20 protein-coding genes are annotated in these 23,461 nt (G+C 63.9%); 11 read left to right on the top strand and 9 right to left on the bottom strand.

Going from position 1 to position 23,461, the window contains the following annotated elements; translation table 11 throughout:
* Nucleotides 1-13 precede the first annotated feature (13 nt).
* The gene (locus tag ACIP1G_RS00135) at nucleotides 14-475 is read left to right on the top strand and encodes a c-type cytochrome (RefSeq protein WP_400732420.1); all 462 of its coding nucleotides are present in this window, start codon (nucleotides 14-16) and stop codon (nucleotides 473-475) included.
* 135 nt (nucleotides 476-610) lie between these two features.
* Here the strand turns inward: ACIP1G_RS00135 and ACIP1G_RS00130 are convergent, their stop codons facing one another.
* The 4 genes from ACIP1G_RS00130 to ACIP1G_RS00115 all read right to left on the bottom strand — a co-directional run bounded on the left by ACIP1G_RS00130 (nucleotide 611) and on the right by ACIP1G_RS00115 (nucleotide 5,510).
* On the bottom strand, nucleotides 611-1,003 hold the full coding sequence (locus ACIP1G_RS00130) for a DUF1090 domain-containing protein (RefSeq protein ID WP_400732417.1): 393 nt from the start codon (nucleotides 1,001-1,003) through the stop codon (nucleotides 611-613).
* A 135-nt stretch (nucleotides 1,004-1,138) separates the two neighbouring features.
* Complete coding sequence (ligB, locus tag ACIP1G_RS00125; RefSeq protein WP_400732414.1) at nucleotides 1,139-2,827, bottom strand: NAD-dependent DNA ligase LigB; 1,689 nt, start codon at nucleotides 2,825-2,827, stop codon at nucleotides 1,139-1,141.
* A 480-nt stretch (nucleotides 2,828-3,307) separates the two neighbouring features.
* Nucleotides 3,308-4,498: a methionine adenosyltransferase gene (gene metK / locus ACIP1G_RS00120; protein WP_400732411.1), complete on the bottom strand. Its 1,191-nt coding sequence runs from the start codon at nucleotides 4,496-4,498 to the stop codon at nucleotides 3,308-3,310.
* Nucleotides 4,499-4,517: 19 nt separating this feature from the next.
* Entirely contained in the window at nucleotides 4,518-5,510 is a 993-nt protein-coding gene (locus tag ACIP1G_RS00115) for an ArsR/SmtB family transcription factor (protein ID WP_400732409.1), read from the bottom strand.
* Nucleotides 5,511-5,739: 229 nt separating this feature from the next.
* Between ACIP1G_RS00115 and tkt the strand changes: the two genes are divergently transcribed.
* The 9 genes from tkt (at nucleotide 5,740) to ACIP1G_RS00070 (ending at nucleotide 15,197) form a co-directional block, all read left to right on the top strand.
* A complete protein-coding gene (gene tkt / locus ACIP1G_RS00110; RefSeq protein WP_400732406.1) occupies nucleotides 5,740-7,737 on the top strand; it encodes a transketolase in 1,998 nt (665 codons plus the stop codon).
* 150 nt (nucleotides 7,738-7,887) lie between these two features.
* On the top strand, nucleotides 7,888-8,949 hold the full coding sequence (gene epd, locus ACIP1G_RS00105; protein ID WP_400732403.1) for an erythrose-4-phosphate dehydrogenase: 1,062 nt from the start codon (nucleotides 7,888-7,890) through the stop codon (nucleotides 8,947-8,949).
* Between the two features lie 12 nt (nucleotides 8,950-8,961).
* Nucleotides 8,962-10,125, top strand: coding sequence for a phosphoglycerate kinase (locus ACIP1G_RS00100; RefSeq protein ID WP_400732401.1), 1,164 nt, complete (start codon nucleotides 8,962-8,964; stop codon nucleotides 10,123-10,125).
* Nucleotides 10,125-10,376 carry a hypothetical protein gene (locus ACIP1G_RS00095; protein ID WP_400732399.1) on the top strand — a complete coding sequence of 84 codons (252 nt, stop codon included), beginning with the start codon at nucleotides 10,125-10,127 and terminating at the stop codon, nucleotides 10,374-10,376. The genes ACIP1G_RS00100 and ACIP1G_RS00095 overlap by 1 nt, the downstream gene beginning before the upstream one ends.
* A gap of 63 nt (nucleotides 10,377-10,439) precedes the next feature.
* Nucleotides 10,440-10,769 carry an MliC family protein gene (locus tag ACIP1G_RS00090; RefSeq protein ID WP_004576614.1) on the top strand — a complete coding sequence of 110 codons (330 nt, stop codon included), beginning with the start codon at nucleotides 10,440-10,442 and terminating at the stop codon, nucleotides 10,767-10,769.
* A gap of 100 nt (nucleotides 10,770-10,869) precedes the next feature.
* Nucleotides 10,870-11,934, top strand: coding sequence for a class II fructose-bisphosphate aldolase (fba, locus tag ACIP1G_RS00085; protein ID WP_201206955.1), 1,065 nt, complete (start codon nucleotides 10,870-10,872; stop codon nucleotides 11,932-11,934).
* A 287-nt stretch (nucleotides 11,935-12,221) separates the two neighbouring features.
* Entirely contained in the window at nucleotides 12,222-14,348 is a 2,127-nt protein-coding gene (locus ACIP1G_RS00080) for a putative bifunctional diguanylate cyclase/phosphodiesterase (protein ID WP_400732397.1), read from the top strand.
* 39 nt (nucleotides 14,349-14,387) lie between these two features.
* On the top strand, nucleotides 14,388-14,888 hold the full coding sequence (locus tag ACIP1G_RS00075) for a M48 family metallopeptidase (protein WP_346646141.1): 501 nt from the start codon (nucleotides 14,388-14,390) through the stop codon (nucleotides 14,886-14,888).
* 12 nt (nucleotides 14,889-14,900) lie between these two features.
* Entirely contained in the window at nucleotides 14,901-15,197 is a 297-nt protein-coding gene (locus ACIP1G_RS00070) for a helix-turn-helix domain-containing protein (RefSeq protein ID WP_016395304.1), read from the top strand.
* A gap of 125 nt (nucleotides 15,198-15,322) precedes the next feature.
* On the opposite strand, the gene ACIP1G_RS00065 is transcribed toward ACIP1G_RS00070, so the two are convergent.
* Nucleotides 15,323-15,775, bottom strand: coding sequence for a GNAT family N-acetyltransferase (locus tag ACIP1G_RS00065; protein ID WP_400732396.1), 453 nt, complete (start codon nucleotides 15,773-15,775; stop codon nucleotides 15,323-15,325).
* A gap of 179 nt (nucleotides 15,776-15,954) precedes the next feature.
* On the opposite strand from ACIP1G_RS00065, the gene ACIP1G_RS00060 reads away from it, so the two are divergent.
* A complete protein-coding gene (locus tag ACIP1G_RS00060; RefSeq protein WP_400732394.1) occupies nucleotides 15,955-16,692 on the top strand; it encodes a substrate-binding periplasmic protein in 738 nt (245 codons plus the stop codon).
* Between the two features lie 128 nt (nucleotides 16,693-16,820).
* On the opposite strand, the gene yccS is transcribed toward ACIP1G_RS00060, so the two are convergent.
* The 4 genes from yccS to mdtD form a co-directional block, all read right to left on the bottom strand.
* Complete coding sequence (gene yccS / locus ACIP1G_RS00055) at nucleotides 16,821-19,004, bottom strand: YccS family putative transporter (protein ID WP_400732392.1); 2,184 nt, start codon at nucleotides 19,002-19,004, stop codon at nucleotides 16,821-16,823.
* A 214-nt stretch (nucleotides 19,005-19,218) separates the two neighbouring features.
* Nucleotides 19,219-20,400: an NAD(P)/FAD-dependent oxidoreductase gene (locus ACIP1G_RS00050; protein WP_400732390.1), complete on the bottom strand. Its 1,182-nt coding sequence runs from the start codon at nucleotides 20,398-20,400 to the stop codon at nucleotides 19,219-19,221.
* 137 nt (nucleotides 20,401-20,537) lie between these two features.
* A complete protein-coding gene (dbpA, locus tag ACIP1G_RS00045) occupies nucleotides 20,538-21,875 on the bottom strand; it encodes an ATP-dependent RNA helicase DbpA (protein ID WP_400733107.1) in 1,338 nt (445 codons plus the stop codon).
* A 112-nt stretch (nucleotides 21,876-21,987) separates the two neighbouring features.
* Nucleotides 21,988-23,415, bottom strand: coding sequence for a multidrug transporter subunit MdtD (mdtD, locus tag ACIP1G_RS00040; RefSeq protein WP_400732388.1), 1,428 nt, complete (start codon nucleotides 23,413-23,415; stop codon nucleotides 21,988-21,990).
* Nucleotides 23,416-23,461: the final 46 nt, after the last annotated feature.

Below are 23,461 nucleotides of genomic sequence, written 5' to 3'. Positions count from 1 at the left end.
CGAAGTGAGCGTGATGTTGAAGCGATTGACCGTTGTTCTGCTGGCTGCACTGGCCTTGGGCAGTGCCCTGAGTGGCTGCGATCGGGTTGACCCGAACTCGCCGCTGGGCAAGCGCAAGGTGATCTTCAAGGACATGCTCAAGACCAGCGAAGACCTGGGCGGCATGTTGCGTGGCCGGCTGCCGTTCGACGGGGTGAAGTTTGCCGACGGGGCGCTGAAACTGGACAGCCTCTCGCACCAGCCTTGGCAGCACTTTCCGCAAGTGCGTGATGCTGCTGGCGAGAGCAGTGCGCGTGCCGAAGTGTGGGAGCGCCAGACGCGTTTTCATGACCTGGCCCGGCAGCTGGAAGGTGTTACTGGCGAACTGGTCGATGTCACCCGCGGCCAACCGCTGGACGCTGTGCAGTTGAAGGCACCGATGGACAAGGTCGAAGCGGCGTGCAAGGCGTGTCATACCGAATTCCGAAATCACTGATGACCTGCACTGGCCTCATCGCGGGCAAGCCAGCTCCCACAGGTATTGCACAGCTCTCGAAGGCGGCGCGATACCTGTGGGAGCTGGCTTGCCGGCGATGAGGCCATTAAAGACAACGCACTTTTAGCGTCGGCCTCAACGGTCGAGGTCGTCGACTGCTTCCTGCAGTTCCTTACGTGACTCGGCCAGCTTGTCCTTGCGCTTGTTGATCTTCTCGGAATCGCCCTTCTTCTCTGCCTTCTTCAGGTCCTTTTCCCGCTGGGCCACTTCGTGACGGGCTTCGAGGACCTTCTGCTCACGTTCCTTGCGCAGGCTGGCATCGGTGCAGTTGTCGACCCCGCGCAGCGCTTCTTCCAGCCCGGCGACCTGGTCGTTGTTGCCGTGGTCACGGGCAATTTTCAGCTGGTTCTCGATGGCGCTGCGCTTGGCGGCGCAGCCCGTCAGGCCGGCATCCGGCTCGGCAGCCTGCACGGCACCTGCGGCGAGGCCAAGGGTTGCGAGCAGGAAAAGGGTCGAAATACGTTTCATGAAAAGCCTCCTGGACGGGGCGGGGCAGCAAAAAAAGTAGGGGGAAATCCTGCCTTGGTTTTGCCCATTTAGAAACCCTTGTCGGGGTTTTCCGTTTGAAAGTCGGGGTTTCCCTACAGGCAAATTGGTAAAAAATCATTGCCTGGCGTTTTTAAAGCCATCGATGCCGGCATTGGCCAACTGCGCTGCAATCGCCTGGACTTCGTCGGTCGCAAAAAAACGGGCCAGTTGTTGCGCGCGCTTCTCGCCGATACCGGGCGATGCCTGCCAATCGCCAGGTGTGCGGGCAGCCAGCGATTGCCACTCGCCGGTCAACAGCATGCCAGTAGGCATGGGCGCACCAAGCCCTCGCAGCCACTGCGCAAAAGGCCGTGAGCGGGCTGCGTCGAAACTTCCCAGCAACTGCACGGCTGTCGCCTCGCCAATGCCTGCTACCTGACCCAGGCGTTCGCCATCCAGGTGCAGCCAGTCGGTCATCGAAGTCACCAGCCCGGCTGCGACCAGCCGGCGCCATGTGCCGGGCCCGGTTCGCGGCAGCGCCAGCCCCTGTTTGCCACTAAGCCAGGTAAGGCGGGCGATGAATTGCTCCTCGCAGCCGTCGCTGGCCTGCCAGCAGCTGTGGGCATGATGCTGGCCGGGTGCAGGCGCGGCCACTGCCTGGCGCTCGACGGCGCGGTGCACCACCTGCTCCAGGCGTGGGATGGTCAGCCCGGCAAGGCTGACGGCCACCTGGTCACCGGGGCGGATGTCGAGGCTTTGCCAGCGCGCCAGCGAGCCCACGCTCACCTGGGTGATCCGCCGGTCATCGAGGGTAACCGGCAACAATTGCAGCACCGGTGTCACCCTGCCGGTGCGGCCGACCCGAAAGCGTACATCGCGCACTTCGGCCAAGGCCTGCGCGTAGGGGTACTTCCATGCCGCGATCCAATAGGGCGCCTTGGCCTGCCAGCGCTCGGCGGGTGGCCGGTTGCTCTGGCGCAAGACCACGCCATCGGTGGCGAAGGGCAGGGCGGAGCGGTACCAGTGCTCGCGCCAATGGGCTGCATCCTCCAGCGTATCGATGGCGACGCTGTAGTGCTGGCTGTCGGCAAAGCCCAGTTGTGCCAGCTGCGTGAGGCGTTCGCCCTGCTGGCTCGGGCCCTGTGGCCAATCCCAGACTAACAAGCCAATACCGACGCCTTGCTCACGACTCAGCTGCTTGCGCGCAAGTAACCCAGCCACCGTGCCACGGGCATTGGCGCTGCCTGCCTGAGCCTGCACATGCGCGTCCAGGCGCAAGTAGAGTTCGCCCTGCAACTGCAGGTCGATTGCCTGAGGCAGCTGCCGGACGATGGCGCCGAGCTGGGGAATGTGCCGGCTCCAGTCGTGGCCTTGTACACCGTCACCGCGGCTGATCAGTTGCACCAGCTGGCCTTGTCGATAGATGAGGGAGACCGCAACGCCATCGACCTTGGGCTGTACCCACACCTCGGTCTTGCCGGCCAGCCAGCGTTGTACGGCCTGGCGGTCGGCCAGCTTGTCGACGCCGGTATGCGGCACTGGGTGTGGGATCGGGCCGCGAGCGCTGGCCAGGGGGGATGAGCTTGTCGCCAGGCCAAAGCACTGCTGCAAATGCTCAAGGCGCTGGCGGCTCTGGTCGTAAAGCTCATCGGGCACCAGCGCAATGCCCTGGCGATGGTAATGGTCGTCCCAACGACCAAGCGTGGCACGCAGCTGGGCAATTTCAGTTTCGACTTGTTGCGGGTTCCAGGCGGGGCATGTGGCGGCCCAGGTTAGTGGGGGCTGAAGTAATAACAGCAGGGTGAACAGCAGCATGAGCGGCATGGCCAGCATCCTTGCTTGGCGGGGTGAGCTGTTAGCGTAGGCAGGTCTGGCAGCGGGTGGGGCATGGAGTTGTCAGGTGATATGTCGCGAGAAGGTTGTGAGGGCTGCCAGGTGCCTGTCTTGGGTTTTGAGGTGTTGCGGAAATCGAGCGCCGCCCGCGCGGCGCTTCGCAGCACAAGGCTGCTCCTACATCTGTTTCGGGCCAGTAACGCCTGCACCGGCGCGCGCGACCGCCTTGTTTGTCCAACGCGATATAGAGGTGAACGCCAAGGGGGCGCGCGCCTGCGCCTCAGGAATAACTGGCCCGAAACAGATGTAGGAGCAGCCTTGTGCTGCGAAGCGCCGCGCGGGCGGCGCTCGATCTCACAGGCAACAAAAACCTTATGGCGGACACCTCCCAGCCATACACTTTTCAAAAGACCACAAAAAAGCCCCCGCCGATCACTCGGCAGGGGCTTTCATTTCCCGCTGTAGGAAAACTTACAGGCCGGCAGCGTCACGCAGCGCCTGGGCGCGGTCGGTGCGTTCCCAGGTGAAAGTGGTGAAGGTGTCGTCGCCGACAGTCTTCTGCTGCGGGGTGCGGCCGAAGTGACCGTAGGCAGCGGTTTCCTGGTACATCGGGTGCAGCAGGTCGAGCATGGTGGTGATGGCGTATGGACGCAGGTCGAAGCACTCGCGCACGATCTGGATGATCTTGTCGTCGGAGACCTTGCCGGTACCAAAGGTGTTGATCGAGATGGAGGTCGGCTGGGCCACGCCAATGGCGTAGGAAACCTGGATCTCGCAACGCTCGGCCAGGCCGGCGGCGACGATGTTCTTGGCTACGTAGCGGCCAGCATAGGCGGCGGAGCGGTCGACCTTGGACGGGTCTTTGCCGGAGAACGCGCCACCACCGTGGCGGGCCATGCCGCCGTAGGAGTCGACGATGATCTTGCGGCCGGTCAGGCCACAGTCACCCACCGGGCCACCGATGATGAAGTTGCCGGTCGGGTTGATGTGGTACTGGGTGCCCTTGTGCAGCAGTTCGGCAGGCAGGGTGTGTTTGACGATCAGCTCCATCACGGCTTCTTGCAGGTCTTTCTGCGAAACCTCAGGGTTGTGCTGGGTCGACAGCACGATGGCGTCGATGCCCACTACCTTGCCGTTTTCGTAGCGGCAGGTGACCTGCGACTTGGCATCCGGGCGCAGCCACGGCAGCAGGCCGGACTTGCGCGCTTCGGCCTGGCGCTCGACCAGGCGGTGCGAGAAGCAGATTGGCGCTGGCATCAGCACGTCGGTTTCGTTGCTGGCATAGCCGAACATCAGGCCCTGGTCACCGGCGCCCTGGTCTTCCGGCTTGGAGCGGTCCACGCCCTGGGCGATGTCCACCGACTGCTTGCCGATGATGTTCATCACGGCGCAGGTGGCGCCGTCGAAGCCGACGTCGGAGCTGTTGTAGCCGATGTCGATGATGACCTTGCGCACCAGTTCTTCCAGGTCGACCCAGGCCGAAGTGGTGACTTCGCCGGCGATGATGGCGACGCCGGTCTTGACCAGGGTCTCGCAGGCTACACGGGCGTATTTGTCCTGGGCGATGATGGCATCAAGGACAGCGTCCGAAATCTGGTCGGCGATCTTGTCCGGATGCCCTTCGGACACGGACTCGGAGGTGAAAAGGGAGTATTCGCTCATCTCGAAGGTTCCTGAAAAATTACCGATGGTGTATGTCGCCAGCCGTCCGCTGGAAATGGCGGACCTGGATCTGGAAACCGTTACGCAAGCCCACGTACAGGCTGTCCCCATGGGCCAGCCCGGCAGCGTTGGCCCAGCGGGCCAGGTCGTCCTGTTCGAAGCCAAGCCACAGGTCGCCGCAGGCTTCGCGCGCCCACCCCTGGTCATGGCTGCACAGTTCGGTGACCAGCAGGCTGCCGCCTGCCTTCACCCGTTTGGCCAGCTGGCGCAAGGCCAGGGCCGGGTCGCTGAAGTGGTGCAGCACCATGTTCAGCACAACGCAGTCGGCGGCCACATCCGTTGCACCCAGTGCATCGGCCAACTGCAGGTTAACGTTGTCGAGCCCTTCGCGCTGGCACACCTGGCGCGCCAGTTCGAGCATGGTCGGGCTGTTGTCCAGGGCGGTGACCTGGGCGAAGCGCCGGGCCAGGTCGGGCAGGAAACCACCGTCGCCGGGGCCGACCTCCAGGGCACTGGCAGCCGGGTCGAAATGCAGTTTGTCGAGCAGCGCCAGCAGGCTTTCGCGGTACTGCGGCAAGCCGGCGATCAGGTCTTGCTGGGCGCGAAACTTTTCTTCCACGCGCAGGAAGAAGTCCTGGCTGGTGGCTGCGCGGCGTTGCTGCACCTGGGCGATCCGTGCCTGCACTTCTGGTGGCAGGGTCAGGTCATCGACCTCTTCGAGCAGCGCCGCGTGCAGCCGGCCACCCAGGCGCAGGCTGTCGGGCAGGGCGCGGCGGTAGAAGATGGCGTTGCCTTCGCGGCGGGTCGCCACCAGCTCGGCCTGGGCCAGCACCTTCAGGTGGTGGCTCATGCCCGACTGGCCGACATCGAAGATCTGCGCCAGTTCGAGCACGCCGAACGAGTCGTTGGCCAGGGCGCGCAACACGTTCAGGCGCAATTCGTCGCCACTGGCTTTGCACAGGGCAGCCAATGCTTCGCGTTGCTCGGGGATCGATTGCGCACGGAGGTTCATGGGGCGGCAGTCTAGACAGGCATCGTTGCCCTCGCAAGGCCAATATCAAAAAGTTTTGATATTGAGTGATGAGCGGGACTGTTCTCCCGTTTTTGCCCCGAATTGAATGCCAATCACAGGAAAATCCCCCGACTGCGACCATACGTCATTGCCCCAAGCCCCTCCAGTGGGCGAAAATGGCCGCCTTTTTTCGTAACACTACCTATTCAAGCCCCCCAGGAGATCAGCGATGCCCAGCCGTCGTGAACGTGCCAACGCCATTCGTGCCCTCAGCATGGATGCCGTGCAAAAGGCTAATAGCGGCCACCCAGGTGCCCCCATGGGCATGGCGGATATCGCCGAAGTACTGTGGCGTGACTACCTGAAGCACAACCCGAGCAACCCGGATTTCGCCGACCGTGACCGCTTCGTGCTGTCCAACGGCCACGGCTCGATGCTGATCTACTCGCTGCTGCACCTGACCGGCTACGACCTGTCGATCGACGACCTCAAGGCCTTCCGCCAGCTGCACAGCCGCACCCCGGGCCACCCGGAATACGGCTACACCGCCGGCGTCGAGACCACCACTGGCCCACTGGGCCAGGGCCTGGCCAACGCCGTGGGCTTTGCCCTGGCAGAAAAGGTACTGGGCGCCCAGTTCAACCGTGACGGCCACAACATCGTCGACCACAACACCTACGTGTTCCTCGGCGACGGCTGCATGATGGAAGGCATCTCCCACGAAGTCGCCTCGCTGGCCGGCACCCTGGGCCTGAACAAGCTGATCGCCTTCTACGACGACAACGGCATCTCCATCGACGGCGAAGTGCACGGCTGGTTCACCGACAACACCCCGGCGCGCTTCGAAGCCTACAACTGGCAGGTGATCCGCAACGTCGACGGCCACGATGCCGAAGAAATCAAGATGGCCATCGAGACGGCGCGCAAGAGCGACCGCCCGACCCTGATCTGCTGCAAGACCACCATCGGTTTCGGTTCGCCGAACAAGCAGGGCAAGGAAGACTGCCACGGCGCACCGCTGGGCAACGACGAAATCGCCCTGACCCGCCAGGCCCTGAAATGGAACCACGGCCCGTTCGAAATCCCGGCCGACATCTATGCCGAGTGGGATGCCAAGGCCGCCGGTGCCAAGGCCGAAGCCGAGTGGAACCAGCGCTTCGACGCCTACGCCAAGGCCCACCCGGAGCTGGCTGCCGAGTTCAAGCGCCGTGACAGCGGTGAGCTGCCGGCCGACTTCAGCGCCAAGGCCCAGGCCTACATCGAAGAAGTGGCTGCCAAGGGTGAAACCATCGCCAGCCGCAAGGCCAGCCAGAACGCCCTGAATGCCTTCGGCCCGCTGCTGCCCGAGTTCCTCGGCGGTTCGGCTGACCTGGCCGGCTCCAACCTGACCCTGTGGAAGGGTTGCAAGGGCGTAGAAGCCAATGACGCCAGCGGCAACTACGTGTTCTACGGCGTACGCGAGTTCGGCATGACCGCCATCATGAACGGCGTTGCCCTGCACGGTGGCCTGGTGCCTTACGGCGCAACCTTCCTGATGTTCATGGAATACGCCCGCAACGCCGTGCGCATGTCGGCACTGATGAAGCAGCGCGTGATCCACGTTTACACCCACGACTCCATCGGCCTGGGCGAAGACGGCCCGACTCACCAGCCGATCGAACAGCTGACCAGCCTGCGCAGCACGCCGAACCTGGACACCTGGCGCCCGGCCGACGCGGTGGAATCTGCCGTGTCCTGGAAAAACGCCCTGGAGCGCAAGGACGGCCCTTCGGCGCTGATCTTCTCGCGCCAGAACCTGCAGCACCAGGACCGCAACGCCCAGCAGATCGCCGACATCAGCCGCGGCGGCTACGTGCTCAAGGACTGCGCAGGCGAGCCTGAGCTGATCCTGATTTCCACCGGTTCCGAAGTGGGCCTGGCCGTTCAGGCCTTCGACAAGCTGACCGAGCAAGGCCGCAAGGTGCGTGTGGTTTCCATGCCATGCACCAGCGTGTTCGATGCCCAGGACGCTGCCTACAAGCAGTCCGTGCTGCCGCTGGAAGTGGGTGCGCGCATCGCCATCGAAGCTGCCCACGCCGACTTCTGGTACAAGTACGTCGGCCTGGAAGGCCGTATCATCGGCATGACCACCTACGGTGAGTCGGCGCCGGCTTCGGCACTGTTCGAAGAATTCGGCTTCACCCTGGAGAACATCCTGGGTACTGCCGAAGAGCTGCTGGAAGACTGATACAAGGAAGGCGAGGGCCTTTGGCCCTCGTTCGCGGCACAAGGCCGCTCCCACAGGGTATTGCGCACGCCGTGCCCTGTGGGAGCGGCCTTGTGCCGCGAATGGGCCGCGCAGCGGCCCCGTTCAACTGCCGGAGTTCAAGAGCTACCTATGTCCCACCTGCGTCCCTACAAAGTTGCACTCAACGGTTATGGCCGTATCGGCCGCTGTGTCCTGCGCGCGCTGTTCGAGCGGGGGGCAAAGGCCGGTTTCGAGATCGTCGCGCTGAACGACCTGGCCGACCAGGCCAGCCTGGAATACCTGACACGCTTCGATTCCACCCATGGGCGTTTCCCGGGTGAGGTGAAAGTCGACGGCGACTGTCTGCACATCAATGGCGACTGCGTGAAGGTAATGCGCAGTGCCACCCCCGAAGGCATCGACTGGGCCGCCCTGGACATCGACCTGGTGCTGGAGTGTTCCGGCGCCTACCACACCCGTGCCGATGGCCAGCGCTTCCTCGACGCCGGCGCGCCACGGGTGCTGTTCTCGCAGCCGATGGCCAGCGAAGCCGATGTCGATGCCACGGTGGTCTACGGCGTCAACCAGGCCTGCCTGACCGGCAGCGAGCGCCTGGTGTCCAACGCCTCGTGTACCACCAACTGCGGCGTGCCGCTGCTGCGCGTGCTGGACCAGGCGTTCGGCATTGAGTACGTGCAGATCACCACCATTCACTCGGCGATGAATGACCAGCCGGTGATCGACGCCTATCACCACGAAGACCTGCGCCGTACGCGTTCGGCCTTCCAGTCGGTAATCCCGGTGTCCACTGGCCTGGCGCGTGGCATCGAGCGCCTGCTCCCGGAACTTGCCGGGCGAATCCAGGCCAAAGCGGTACGCGTACCGACCGTCAATGTCTCGTGCCTGGACATCACCCTGCAGACCGCCCGCGACACCAGCGCGGCCGAGGTCAACCAGGTGCTGCGCGAGGCGGCGCTGGAAGGCCCGCTGAAAGGCTTGCTGGCCTACACCGAACTGCCCCACGCCAGCTGTGATTTCAACCATGACCCGCATTCGGCGATCGTCGATGCCAGCCAGACCCGTGTTTCCGGCCCCCGCCTGGTGAACCTGCTGGCTTGGTTCGACAACGAATGGGGGTTCGCCAACCGTATGCTCGACGTTGCCGAACACTTTCTGCACGTCGTTCACCCAACCCGCAACAAACAGCCCTGAAGGACTGCATTCATGACCGTGTTGAAGATGACCGACCTCGACCTGCAAGGTAAGCGCGTACTGATCCGCGAAGACCTCAACGTGCCTGTGAAGGACGGTGTGGTAACCAGCGACGCGCGTATCCTGGCAGCGCTGCCGACCATCAAGCTGGCCCTGGAGAAGGGCGCGGCGGTAATGGTCTGCTCGCACCTGGGCCGCCCGACCGAAGGCGAGTTCTCTGCCGAAAACAGCCTCAAGCCAGTTGCCGACTACCTGAGCAAGGCCTTGGGCCGCGAAGTACCGCTGGTTGCCGACTACCTGGACGGTGTCGCGGTACAGGCCGGTGAGCTGGTGCTGTTCGAGAACGTGCGCTTCAACAAGGGCGAGAAGAAGAACGCCGACGAGCTGGCGCAGAAATACGCCGCCCTGTGCGACGTGTTCGTCATGGACGCCTTCGGTACCGCTCACCGCGCCGAAGGTTCGACACATGGTGTAGCCAAGTTCGCCAAGGTCGCTGCTGCCGGCCCGCTGCTGGCTGCCGAGCTGGATGCCCTGGGCAAGGCCCTGAAGGCCCCGGCCAAGCCGATGGCGGCCATCGTTGCCGGTTCCAAGGTTTCCACCAAGCTGGACGTGCTGAACAGCCTGAGCAGCGTTTGCGACCAGCTGATCGTCGGCGGCGGCATTGCCAACACCTTCCTGGCCGCTGCCGGCCACCCGGTCGGCAAGTCGCTGTACGAGCCTGACCTGGTCGACACCGCCAAGGCCATCGCCGCCAAGGTCAGCGTGCCTCTGCCGGTCGACGTCGTGGTTGCCAAGGAGTTCGCCGAAACCGCAGAAGCCACCGTCAAGGCCATTGCCGACGTTGCCGCTGATGACATGATCCTGGACATCGGCCCGCAAACTGCAGCCAACTTCGCCGAACTGCTGAAGTCGTCGAAGACTATCCTGTGGAACGGCCCGGTCGGCGTGTTCGAGTTCGACCAGTTCGGCAACGGCACCAAGGTACTGGCCAAGGCCATCGCCGAAAGCGCCGCGTTCTCCATCGCCGGTGGCGGTGACACCCTGGCGGCCATCGACAAATATGGCGTCAGCAAGGAAATCTCCTACATTTCTACCGGTGGTGGCGCCTTCCTCGAGTTCGTCGAGGGCAAAGTCCTGCCAGCCGTGGCAATCCTGGAAGAGCGGGCCAAGGCCTGATGACGTCGGCGCTTGGCAAAGGGAGTGGCCTGATGGTCAAGCAATTGCCTGTGATGCTGCTGGCCGGTCTGCTGAGCGCCTGCTCTGGCAGCCCGGCCTCGGATGCCGACCCGGCGCAGCCGCCCAAGGGCGGTTGCTACCAGTCCGAGTGGCAGGCCGAGACGGTGCCGGTGATCAGCAAGCGCGTAGGCCCGGAAGGCCTGGAAAAGTACGACGAAGACCACCAGCGCAAGGCGCCGGGTTGCCCTTGAGCCCGGCGTTTCGTCGGGCCAGGCAACCAAGTGACCGCTGTGTGGTCATCTAGAGGATATGTAATGAAAGCGCTCTTGGCCGTGACGGCCCTGGCGACACTGGCAGGATGCTCACTGCTACAGCCGGCGCAACCCGCCCCGGCAGACAACTGGACCCGCTGGGTCTGCGACACCCAGGCCGAAGTGCTGTGGCGCTTCGCCGATGCGCAGCGCGACCAGGTTGACGTGCGCCTTGGTGGCGGCGACCAGGTCTATCGGCTCAAGGCCGAGCCGGGTGCCTCGGGTGCGCTTTACAGCGATGGCATGCTGGCCTTCCACACCAAAGGCGAAGAAGGCCTGGTGTACTGGGTGGCAACCAACGATCTGATTGGGCGGGGCTGCAAGGCACCGTGACTGGCCGGGCCGCGACGGTGGCCCACACTACTTGAACAGCAACCGCCCCTGCGGCAGGCTTGCACGAAACAAACGACGCTTGTCGGGAGAGAGATACACAATGGCACTCATTAGCATGCGCCAGATGCTGGACCACGCCGCCGAGTTCGGTTACGGCGTACCAGCTTTCAACGTCAACAACCTCGAGCAGATGCGCGCCATCATGGAAGCGGCCGACAAGACCGACTCCCCGGTGATCGTCCAGGCTTCGGCCGGTGCCCGCAAATACGCTGGCGCGCCGTTCCTGCGCCACCTGATCCTGGCTGCCATCGAAGAGTTCCCGCACATTCCGGTGTGCATGCACCAGGACCACGGCACCAGCCCTGATGTCTGCCAGCGTTCGATCCAGCTGGGCTTCAGCTCGGTGATGATGGACGGCTCGCTGGGTGAAGACGGCAAGACCCCGACCGACTACGAGTACAACGTCCGCGTTACTCAGCAGACCGTTGCCATGGCGCACGCCTGCGGCGTTTCGGTAGAAGGCGAGCTGGGCTGCCTGGGTTCGCTGGAAACCGGCATGGCCGGTGAAGAAGACGGCATCGGCGCCGAAGGCGTGCTGGACCACAGCCAGATGCTGACCGACCCGGAAGAAGCCGCCGACTTCGTCAAGAAGACCCAGGTCGACGCCCTGGCGATCGCCATCGGTACCAGCCACGGTGCCTACAAGTTCACCAAGCCGCCAACCGGTGACATCCTGGCCATCGAGCGCATCAAGGAAATCCACAAGCGCATCCCCAACACCCACCTGGTGATGCACGGTTCTTCCTCGGTACCGCAAGAGTGGCTGGCGATCATCAACCAGTACGGCGGCGAGATGAAAGAAACCTACGGCGTACCGGTTGAAGAAATCGTCGAAGGCATCAAGTACGGCGTGCGCAAGGTCAACATCGACACCGACCTGCGTCTGGCGTCCACCGGTGCCATGCGCCGTCACATGGCCCTGAACCCGAGCGAGTTCGACCCGCGCAAGTTCTTCGCTGAAACCGTGAAGGCCATGCGTGACGTGTGCATCGCCCGTTACGAAGCCTTCGGCACCGCTGGCAATGCCTCGAAGATCAAGCCGATCTCCCTGGAAGGCATGTTCCAGCGTTATGCCAAAGGTGAGCTGGCCGCCAAGGTCAACTGATCGACTGGCGACACAAAAAACCCGCAGAAATGCGGGTTTTTTCATTTTTGGGTGTTAGAGCATGCAAACCTTCAGGCTGTGCAGTACCTGTGGGAGCGGGCGCGTCGAGTCGTCGAACCGCCGCGAAGAAGCCGGCACATATTTTCCCGGCAAAGCGACCGTTAGTCGGCTACCGTACAGTTGAACCGCTGATAGCGTTCTGATTGCATTGCGTGTTACTCGCTCAGGTCTAGAGTACTAATGGATCCAAGCGCACCTTGAAGTCGGTCACATAACAGAGAAGCAGCATGGATGGCGCTCACCCTCAACCACAGCCACTGGATGGCAAATCGGTTCTTCTGGTGGTAGACGATTACCCCGAGAACCTCATCAGCATGCGGGCGTTGCTGGCCCGTCAGGATTGGCAAGTGCTGACGGCAAGCTCAGGGATGGAAGCCTTGAGCGCGTTGCTTGAACACGATGTCGACCTGGTCTTGCTGGATGTACAGATGCCGGAGATGGATGGCTTTGAAGTCGCCCGGCTGATGCGCGGCAGCCAGCGCACCCGGCTGACGCCGATCATTTTCCTCACCGCCAACGAACAGTCCGAAGCGGCCGTGCTCAAAGGCTATGCCAGCGGCGCCGTGGACTACATGTTCAAACCGTTCGACCCACAAATCCTCAAGCCCAAGGTCCAGGCCCTGCTCGACCAGCAGCGCAACCGGCGCATGCTGCAGCGCCTGACCCGCGAGCTGGAGGCGGCCAGGGCGTTCAATGCGTCGATCCTGGAGAACGCCGCCGAAGGCATTCTGGTGGTCGATGCCCAAGGCATCATCAGCTTTGCCAACCCGGCCATCTCCCGCTTGCTGGCGGCCCCGGTGCAGCAGTTGCAGGGCGTCCACCTGCTCGATCTGGTGCAGCTGGCCAGTGCCAGCCTGTGGGGCGAATCGGACTTCTACCAGGCCTACCTGGGGCGGCGGATCTTCCGTGTGCACGATGCCCAACTGCGCACCCTGGGCGGCGCACTGGTGCCCGTGGCGTTGTCCTGTGCGCCACTACCGGCCGACCAGCAGGCCATGGTGGTGACGGTGCTGGACATGTCGGTGGTGCGCAACCTGCACCAACAGCTTGAGTACCAGGCCGTGACCGACCCGCTCACCGGCCTGCTCAACCGCCGTGGTTTCTACCAGGCCGCCGAAGGCGCGCTGCTGCGTAACGAACGCTCGGTAAAGGCGCAGGCGCTGATGTACATGGACCTGGATGGCTTCAAGCGCATCAATGACTCGCTGGGCCACGACGCCGGCGACCGGGTGCTGCGCTGGGTGGCCGAACAACTCAAGGATTGCCTTGGCAGCGAGGCGCTGCTGGCGCGCATGGGCGGCGATGAATTCACCGCGCTGTTCGACAGCCTGCCTTACCCGGAGCAGGCCGGGCGCTATGCCGAGCGGCTGCTTGAGCGTATTTCCATCAGCCACCAGGTAGAAGGCCTGGATGTCTGCCTTGGGGTCAGCATCGGCATCGCCACCTACCCGGACTGCGGGGCCAATGTGGAGGGCCTGCTGCGCTCGGCTGATGCCGCGATGTACGCAGCCAAGCAGGCCGGGCGCCAGCAGTACCGCTTCTACGATCAGGAGCTCAACGGCCGAGCGCGTTCGCGGTTGATGCTTGAAGACAGCGTGCGCACGGCCATCGAGCAGCAGGATTTCAGCCTGGTGTACCAGCCCCAGGTGCGCTTTGCCGATGGCCACCTGCGGGGTTTCGAAGCCTTGCTGCGCTGGCAGCACCCCAGCGTCGGCGATGTACCGCCAGGGCTGTTCATACCGTTGCTTGAGGAAGCGCGCCTGATCAACCGCCTGGCCAGCTGGATCTACCGCCAGGGCGCGGCTCAGCGCCAGGCCTGGTACGACCGCTTCCCCGCAGACCTCGTACTTGGCATCAGCCTGAGCCGCGCGCAGTTCGTCATGCCTGGCCTGGTCGAGGAGTTGCAGCGGGTGATTCAGCTGTACCAGCTGGACCCGGTGCAGCTGGAAGTGGAAGTGGCGGAAACCTCGCTGATGTACAACATCGATGCCGCCGTGAAACAGATACACCGCCTGCGCGAGCTGGGGGTACGCGTGGCCCTGGATGACTTTGGTGCAGGCGACTGCTCGTTGCGCATGCTGCGCGACCTGCCGATCGATACCCTCAAGCTCGACCGTCACCTGGTGGCGCGCCTGCCCGATTCGGCGGTGGATGCCGCGCTGGTGCGCAGCGTCATAAGCTTGTGCGCCGACTATCGCATCACGGTGATTGCCGAGGGCGTGGAAACCCCGGCCCAGGCGGCCTGGCTCAAGGCCAATGGATGCGAATACGTGCAGGGCTTCCTGGTGGCTTACCCGATGACTGCAGCGGATGCCAGCGGCTTTCCGGCGATTTTCCCCTGGCCAGGGCCATGATTGGCTAGAATCGGCATTCGTTACGCCGAATGCAGCGCCATGACCGTATTACGTTACTTGCAAGCCTACCCCCCGCACCTGCAGGAGCAGGTGCGGCAGATGATCGACAGCGACCGCCTGGGCGAGTATCTGCAGCGCCGCTACCCTGACCGCCATGACGTGCAAAGCGACAAGGCGTTGTACGGCTATGCCCAGGATTTGCGCCAGCAATACCTGCGCAGCGCGCCAAACCTGGACAAGGTGCTGTTCGACAACCGCCTCGACCTGACCCATCGGGCCCTGGGCCTGAACACGGCGGTATCACGGGTGCAGGGCGGCAAGCTCAAGGCGAAGAAGGAAATCCGCATCGCCTCGCTGTTCAAGGAGGCAGCGCCGCAGTTCTTGCGCATGATCGTGGTGCACGAACTGGCGCACCTGCGCGAGCGTGATCACAACAAAGCGTTCTACCAGCTCTGCCAGCACATGGAGCCGGACTATCACCAACTGGAATTCGACCTGCGCGTCTACCTGACCTATCGGGAGTTGCCGGGTAATCTGTAAGGAACATGCAGCATGGAAGTGAGCAAGACCAAGAGCAGCTTCTACCGCCGCCTGTACGTGGCCTGGCTGATCGACAGCCAGACCGCGACCAGCGTGCCAGCCCTGATGGAGGCCACCGGCATGCCGCGGCGCACCGCCCAGGACACCATCGCCGCCCTGGCCGACCTGGATATCGTCTGCGAGTTCGAGCAACAAGAGGGCGCGCGCAATCATGCCGGGCATTACCGCATTCATGACTGGGGGGCGATCGACAAGCAGTGGATCATCCAGCATTTGCGGCAGATTCGTGAAGTACTGGGCTACCCCTGAAAAGCTGGGGCCGAATCGCGGCCTGTGGGAGCGGGCTTGTCCCGCGAACACCGGCAGAGCCGGTGCCATGCACCGCGTGGTCTGCTTCGCGGGACAAGCCCGCTCCCACAGGGATCGCGGCGATCTCAGCCCTTACGCATGCCGATATGCGGAATGTCATCCTCCAGATATTCCTCACCCACCACCACAAACCCATGCCCGGCATAAAACGCCTGTAGATGCGCCTGCGCCGACAGGTACACCGGCACCCCCGGCCAGCAATGCTCCGCCGCCTCAAGCCCCTTCAGCAGCAACGTGTGCCCCAGCTTCAGCCCACGCGCCTCAGGTGAAGTCACCACCCGCCCGATCACCACATCCCCGCCCTGTGACTGTGGATCGAGCAAACGCAGGTAGGCCAGCAGCTTATCGTCCTGCCAGGCCATAAGGTGCAGGGTATCGCCGCCAAGGTCCTGGCCATCGACTTCCTGGTAGGCGCAGCGCTGCTCGACCACGAACACTTCCGTGCGCAATTGCAGAATGGCGTAGAGCTGGTCCTTGCTGAGGTCGGTGTGGTGCTTGCAGAGCCAGTCGATGGACATTGGTGGGAACTCCTTGAAGTGATCACCGATCATCGCATGTCGCGTGTGCTTCGGCCAAAATAGAGGCTAAATGACATTATTGGCCGCTGCCTCAGGCACTGCCTTTGTGTAATCTCATTGGCAGTTGCAAAGATGACTGCCTACACAGTGTGCGCCCCCCATTGCAAAAGGACTTGAGCATGCGGCCACTGTTTTGTGTTCTGGGATTGCTGGCAGTGATGCTGGCAACGCCCGCACCAGGCCACGACAAGCTGCGCCTGGTGGCAGACAATTGGCCCCCGTTTACCGATGCCAGTTTGCCGGGCGGCGGCCTGGCGACCAGCATCGTCACCACCGCACTGGCCCGTGCCGGCTACACCAGTGCCTTTGAGGAGGCGCCGTGGGCGCGGGCGCTTTTGGGGGTAAGTGAAGGTCGCTACGACGTGCTGATCAATGCCTGGTACAACGACTCGCGCGCCCGCATCGGGCACTTTTCCACAGCCTACCTGAGTAACCGTGTACGCCTGCTGCAGCGCAAGGGCGAGGCGGTGCGCTACAAGCGTCAGTCGGACTTGTACCCGTACAGCATCGCCGTGGTGCGTGATTACGCCTATTCATCCGAGTTCGATGGCGACACCCGCCTGCACAAGGTGCCGGTAAGCAACTTTTCCTCTGCGGTGCGCATGCTGGCGGCTGGGCGGGTGAACCTGGCGGTGGAAGACGAGTACGTGGCCCGATACAGCCTACAGCGCGAGCCGCAGGCGGTGCGTGAAGGGGTGGTGCTGGTGGAGCCGCCGCTGGCGGAGAATACCCTGCATATCCTGGTCAGCCTGAAGCATCCGGAGCATGAGCGGATCGTCGAGGGGTTCGAGCGGGCGGTTGCGGCGATGAAGGCCGATGGCAGCTATGCGCGGCTGCTGCATCAGCATGGTTTTTGAACTCAATTGCCTGTACCGGCCTATTCGCGGGTGAACCCGCTCCTACAAGGGAGCGCGCAGGCTCAGGAAGTGCGCATTCCTTGTAGGAGCGGGTTCACCCGCGAATAGGCCAGCACAGGCAATAGAGATCAGGCCGGGGAACCTTCCTTGATCAAATGCGCCGCCAAGGTTCGCAACGGCGCCAGCTGCCGGCAGATCAACGCCAACTGCGTCTGCACCAGCCGCTGGTGCTCATCCAGCTCTTCCGGCATCTGCTCCAGCGCATTGGCCAGCGCCTCTTCGGCATCGCTATGAATCGCCACCGGCAGCCGCGCCGCCAAACCGTTGGCAATCTCGTCCAGGCTGCTGGCCAGGCTTTGCCCGGCACCTTCGATCAACTGCTCCTGCACCTCCGCCGGCAACGCCGTATCGCGGTGCGCACCAAGCCCTGAGAGGTAGCTGAGCAAGGTGTGCGACAGCACCAGGAAGCGGAAGCCGACGTCGGCTTCCTTACGGAAATGCCCCGGCTCCATCAGCATGTTGGCCAAGGTGGTGGACAGCGCCGCATCGGCATTGTGGGCGTTGCGCCGGGCCAGCCGATAAGCCAGGTCGTCGCGCTTGCCGTGGGCATACTGCTGCATGATCTGGCGCAGGTACACGCTGGCGCAGGCCAGGGTGTTGGCCAGCGCCTTGTTCAACCGCCGCCCCTGCCAGTCTGGCAGGAACAGGAACACCGCAAGGATGGCGATCAGGCTGCCCACCAGGGTATCGAACAGGCGCGGCAGGAACAGGCCATAGCCATCGCCGATCTGGTTGAAGCAGAACAGCACCATCAGGGTGATCGCGGCCGTGGCCAGGGCGTAGCGGGTGGTACGGTTGACGAAGAACACCACCCCGGCGACCACGGCGAACAACGACTGGATCACCGGGTTGGGGAACAGGTCGAACAAGGCCCAGCCCACGGTCAGGCCGACGGCAGTGCCGAATACCCGTTGCACCAGCTTGCGCCGGGTCGCCCCATAGTTGGGCTGGCACACGAACAGCGTGGTGAGGATGATCCAGTAGCCCTGGGTCGGGTGGATCAGGTGCACCATGCCGTAGCCGATCGACAACGCCAGCGGCAGGCGCAAGGCGTGGCGGAACAGCAGCGAGGTCGGCGTGAGTTGGGTGCGCAGGCGTGTCCACACGTCTTTCAGCGAGCGTGGCGAGCGGTCGAGCAGGCTGCTGTCGCTGGCATCGGCCAGGCTGTCCGGGTTGCTGGCGGCGCTGAGCAGGCGGTCCAGCGTCGACAAGTTGGCGGCCAGCGCCCGCAGCGAGCGCAACAGGCCGCGCCAGGCCGGGTTGCTCTGCAGGCGCAGGTGTTCCAACGAAGCGTTGAGGTCTTCAAGGGCTTCTGGATAACCGCTGGCCAGCACGAACGGCTGGCGCAGGCGGATCGAGCGGGCCAGCTCCTGGCAGGACGAGCCCTGCTTACGCAGCAGGCGCTGGCAGCGGAACATCACGTCGCTGTGGAAAAACGCCTCGGTCAGGGCGTTGTAGGGGTAGTGCGAGGCGCTGACCCGCTCATGGATGTCCTGGGCCAGGAAGTACAGCTTGAGGTAGCGGCTGACTTTGGAGTTCGGTTGGCTGTTGCCCACCCGGTGCAGGATGATTTCCTTGGCGGCGTTGAGCGCTGCCACCACCTTGCCGTTCTGCTGGGCCAGCTCCAGGCGCCGGGCCTCGACGTCGAGGGTGCGGATGGGTTCGAACAGGCTGGCCTTGAGCTTGAGGTAGCTGCCCAGCTCGAAGAACAACTTGGCCAGGCTCTGTTGTACCGGTTGGTTGGAGAACAGCGCCTGCCACAGCACCGACAGCAGCCCGTACCAGGCCGCGCCTGCCACCAGCAGCAGCGGTTCGTGCCAGAAGTCTGTGACCTGGCCGCCACGCTGGTCCACGCCGATCATGGTGTATACCGCGGTGATCAGTGTTGCCGAGGCAATCGCACCATAGCGCTCGCCCAAGGCGCCGAGCATGGTCAGGCCGAATGCGGCCAGGGCCAGGGCAATGACGAAGATCCAGGGGTAGGGGAACAGCAACTCCACCGCCAGTGCGGCGATGGCAAAACACACCAGGGTAACGGCCAGGGCGCTGAGGCGGCCCTGCCAGCTGTCATCGGTTTCGGCCAGGGCGCTGGCGATGATGCCGAGGAACAGTGGAATCAGCAGGGCCATCTCGTTCTGGTACCAGCACAGGGCCAGGCTGCCGGTGAGGGCGATGGTGACCCGGATGCTGTAGCTGAACTTGTCTTGGCCCCACAGGCGACGCAGTGACTGACGGAACGAGCTCGATGACATGATGGCCTGCTAGGCAGTGATCAGAGGAATACCTTTCGAGGCCGTGCTATTGGGGCCGCTGTGCGGCCCTTCGCGGGCAAGCCCGCTCCTACAAAGGTTACACAGATCCATGTAGGAGCGGGCTTGCCCGCGAAGGGGCGCAAAGCGCCCCGAATAACGGCACTCCCAGCACGGGCCAGCAAGAAGCGTTCCGTGCTGCTGAATGGATTCTACTCTACACGAACTGCGCTGCGGCGTTGGCCGATGCCCAGGCCCACTGGAAGTTGAAACCGCCCAGGTGGCCGGTGACATCCAGCACTTCACCGATGAAGTAAAGCCCGGGGCTCTTCAGCGATTCCATGGTCTTGGACGACACTTCGCGGGTGTCCACGCCACCCAGGGTAACTTCGGCGGTGCGGTAGCCTTCGGTGCCGGCCGGCACCACTTGCCAGTTCGCCAGTTTCTCGGCGATCTGTGCCAGCTCCGCCGGGGTGTACTGCTTCATCGGCCTGGACTCGAACCACTGCTCGGCCAGCAGGTTGGCCAGCTTGCGGGTGAACACTTCGCCCAGCACGGTCTTCAGTTCGGCATTGGTGCGCTCTGCCTGCATCTGTTGCAGCCAGGTCAATGCGTCACGGTCTGGTAGCAGGTTGATCTCGACCGTGTCGCCGGCTTCCCAGAACGACGAGATCTGCAGGATCGCCGGGCCGCTCAGGCCACGGTGGGTGAACAGCAGGTTTTCGCGGAAGCTGGTGCCGTTGCAGCTGGCGGTGCAGTCCAGCGAAGTGCCGGACAGCTCGGTGCACAATGCCTTGAGTTGGGGCTCGGTGATGGTGAACGGCACCAGCCCGGCGCGGGTTGGCAGCAAGGTGTGGCCGAACTGGCGGGCCACCTGGTAGCCGAAACCGGTGGCGCCCAGGGTCGGGATCGACAGGCCGCCGGTGGCGATCACCAGCGACTGGCAGGCGAACTGGCCGCCGCTGGTCTGCAGCAGGTAGCCGCTTTCGGTCTTCTCGATCTGTTCGATGCTGGTGTGCATGCGGATCTCGGCGCCGGCCTCGTCGCATTCGGCCAGCAGCATGTCGAGGATGTCGCTGGCCTTGTTGTCGCAAAACAGCTGGCCGAGCTTCTTCTCGTGGTAGGCCACGCCGTGCTTGCACACCAGTTCGATGAAGTCCCACTGGGTGTAGCGGGCCAGCGCCGACTTGCAGAAATGCGCGTTGTGCGAGAGGAAGTTGCTGGGCTCGGTGTACATGTTGGTGAAGTTGCAGCGGCCGCCGCCAGACATGAGGATCTTCTTGCCTGGCTTGTTGGCGTGGTCGAGCAGCAGCACCCGGCGGCCTCGGCGGGCGCTGAGCTGGGCGCACATCAGGCCGGCGGCGCCGGCGCCGAGGATGATCACGTCGGTGGAGTGCACGGTGTTACCTCTTCAAGATTGCAGGGGGCTGCTGCGCAGCCCTTTCGCGACACAAGGCCGCTCCTACAGGAGATACGCGATCCCCTGTAGGAGCGGCCTTGTGTCGCGAAAGGGCCGCAAAGCGGCCCCGAAATAGGTCAGACGATGCGGACTTTCAGGGAGCGGCCCTTGATCTTGCCGCTGTTCAAGCGCTGCATGGCCTGCTTGGCCAACGCCCGCTCCACCGCCACAAACGCCTGGAAGTCAAAGATCGCAATCTTGCCCACCTGCTTGCCCGGGATCCCGGCATCACCGGTCAGTGCCCCCAGAATATCGCCCGGGCGCAGCTTGTCCTTGCGCCCGGCGGCGATGCACAGGGTGCTCATCACCGGCAGCAGCGGCTCGCCGCCCTTGTTCTTCAGGCTGTCCAGCTGGTCCCAGCGCAGCGGGCTCTTCTGCAGCTCTTCGATAGCCTGGGCGCGGTGCCCTTCGGCCGGGGCCACCAGGCTGACCGCAACACCTTTCTCGCCCGCACGGCCAGTACGGCCCACGCGGTGCACGTGGATTTCCGCATCGCGCGCCAGCTCGACGTTGATGACCATGTCCAGGCCGTCAATGTCCAGGCCGCGCGCGGCCACGTCGGTGGCTACCAGCACCGAGCTGCTGCGGTTGGCGAACATGGTCAGCACCTGGTCGCGGTCGCGCTGCTCCAGGTCGCCGTGCAGGGCCTGGGCGACAATGCCCTTGGCAGTCAGGTGGGCAACCACATCCTCGCACTGCTGCTTGGTAAAGCAGAACGCCACGCACGACTGTGGGCGGTAGTGGCCAAGCACGCGGGTGACGGCATCCAGACGTTGCTCTGCATCGATCTCGATGAAACGCTGCTCGATCTGGTTGTCGGTGTGCAGGCTCTCGACCTTGACCTGCTGCGGGTTGCGCATGAAGTCGGCGGCCAGTTGCTTGATGCCGGCCGGGTAGGTGGCCGAGAACAGCAGGGTCTGGCGGCGCGATGGGGTCTTGCCGATGATGCTGGCGATGGCGTCGAAGAAGCCCATGTCGAGCATGCGGTCGGCTTCGTCGAGGATCAAGGTGTTCAGGCCGTCAAGCACCAGGGTGCCTTTGTCCAGGTGCTGCTGGATGCGCCCCGGGGTGCCGACGATGATGTGCGCACCATGCTCCAGCGAAGCGATCTGTGGGCCCAGCGAAACGCCGCCGCACAGGGTCAGGATCTTGATGTTGTCTTCGGCGCGGGCCAGGCGACGCAGCTCTTTGGCGACCTGGTCGGCCAGTTCGCGGGTAGGGCATAGTACCAGCGCCTGGCAGCCGAAGTAGCGCGGGTTGATCGGGTTGAGCAGGCCGATGCCGAAGGCGGCGGTCTTGCCGCTGCCGGTCTTGGCCTGGGCAATCAGATCCTGGCCCTTGAGGATGACCGGCAGGCTCTGGGCCTGGATCGGCGTCATCGAGGCATAGCCGAGGGCGTCCAGGTTGGCCAGCATGGCAGTGGACAGCGGCAAGGTGGCAAAGGCGGTGGATTCGGTGGTCACGAGGCGGGCCTGCGGTGCGAAGCTAAAAATGCCGCACAGTCTACCAGCCTCGTGGCCATTCACCCTAAGACTCTACGTGCTCTTCCGGACGACGGGCACGCCTTCCGTCCGTCGGCGCCAACTGCAGGAAGATTGCTGCGGCCAGCATGGACATGATGCCGATGGTGACGAACGTCAGCTGGAACGCGCCCAGCGTGGTTTCCACGCCCTCGGCGCTGCCCGCTGCGGTAAAGCCGCCGAGCAGCGCGCCAGCACAGGCCACGCCCAGGCTCAGCGCCAACTGCGCGACCACCGACAGCAGGCTGTTGCCGCTGCTGGCGCTGGCGTCGTCGAGGTCGATCAGGGTGACCGTGTTCATCGCCGTGAACTGCATCGAGTTGACCGCACCCAGCAGGCCTAGCTGGATCAGCAGCACCGCGTAGGGCGTTTGCTCGTCGACCAGGCCGAGGCTGGCCAGCAGGATGCCCAGCAGCAAGGTGTTGCTGGTGAGAATGATGCGGTAGCCGAAACGTTCGATCAGCGGCCTGGCGATGGACTTGGCCAGCATGGCCGCGGCCGCCAGCGGGATCATGCTCATGCCGGCCTGGGCCGGCGAGTAACCCAGTGCCACCTGCAGCAGCAACGGCACCAGGAACGGCAAGGCGCCACTGCCCAGGCGCGAGAACAGGTTGCCGAGGATGCCGATGGCGAAGGTACGCACGCGAAACAGGCTGGGCGAGAACAGCGGCTCCGGGTCGCGCCCGGCGCGCAGCCAGTAGGCGGCCAGGCACGCCATGCCGGCGAACAGCAGCAGCATCACCCGCAGGTGGGGCAGGTGCAGCTCGCCCAGGCCTTCCATGGCAATGGTGATCAGTACCATCGCTGCGCCAAACAACAGGAAGCCGGGGCCGTCGAACTTGGTGCGCTCGGCGCCGCGCAGGTCCGGGATGAACTTCCACACCGCATAGCAACCGATCAGGCCGACTGGCAGGTTGAGCAGGAAGATCCAGTGCCAGCTGAGGATTTCCACCAGCCAGCCGCCGACCGTCGGGCCCAGCAGTGGGCCGAGCAGGCCGGGGATGGTGATGAAACTCATGATCCGCACCAGTTCACTGCGCGGGTAGGCGCGCAACACCACCAGCCGCCCGACCGGCAGCATCAGCGCGCCGCCCAGGCCCTGCACGACACGGGCGAAGACCAGGAAACCGAGGCTGTTAGCGGCGGCGCACAGCAGCGAGCCGAAACTGAACAGCAGGATGGCGCTGAAGAAGATGCGCTTGGTGCCGAAGCGGTCGGCGATCCAGCCCGAGGCGGGGATCAGCAGGGCTACGGTGAGCATGTAGGCGATGATCACGCCCTGCATGCGCAGCGGGTCTTCGGCCAGCGAGCGGGCCATGGCCGGCAGCGCGGTGTTGAGGATGGTGCCGTCCAGGGACTGCATGAAAAAGGCGATGGCCACCACCCAAGGGATCCAGCGGGCGGTGACGGGGTCCAGCGGGGTGCGTTCGGGCATGACTTCCTCGTTTGTCAGTGCCGGCCCTTTCGCGGCTAAAGCCGCT

Origin of the sequence: Pseudomonas sp. NPDC089392 (assembly GCF_044749595.1) — a bacterium.
In the GTDB taxonomy this organism is placed as follows: domain Bacteria; phylum Pseudomonadota; class Gammaproteobacteria; order Pseudomonadales; family Pseudomonadaceae; genus Aquipseudomonas.
The sequence above is the reverse complement of the archived record's forward strand: the minus strand, read 5'-3'. Positions and strand labels throughout refer to the sequence as shown.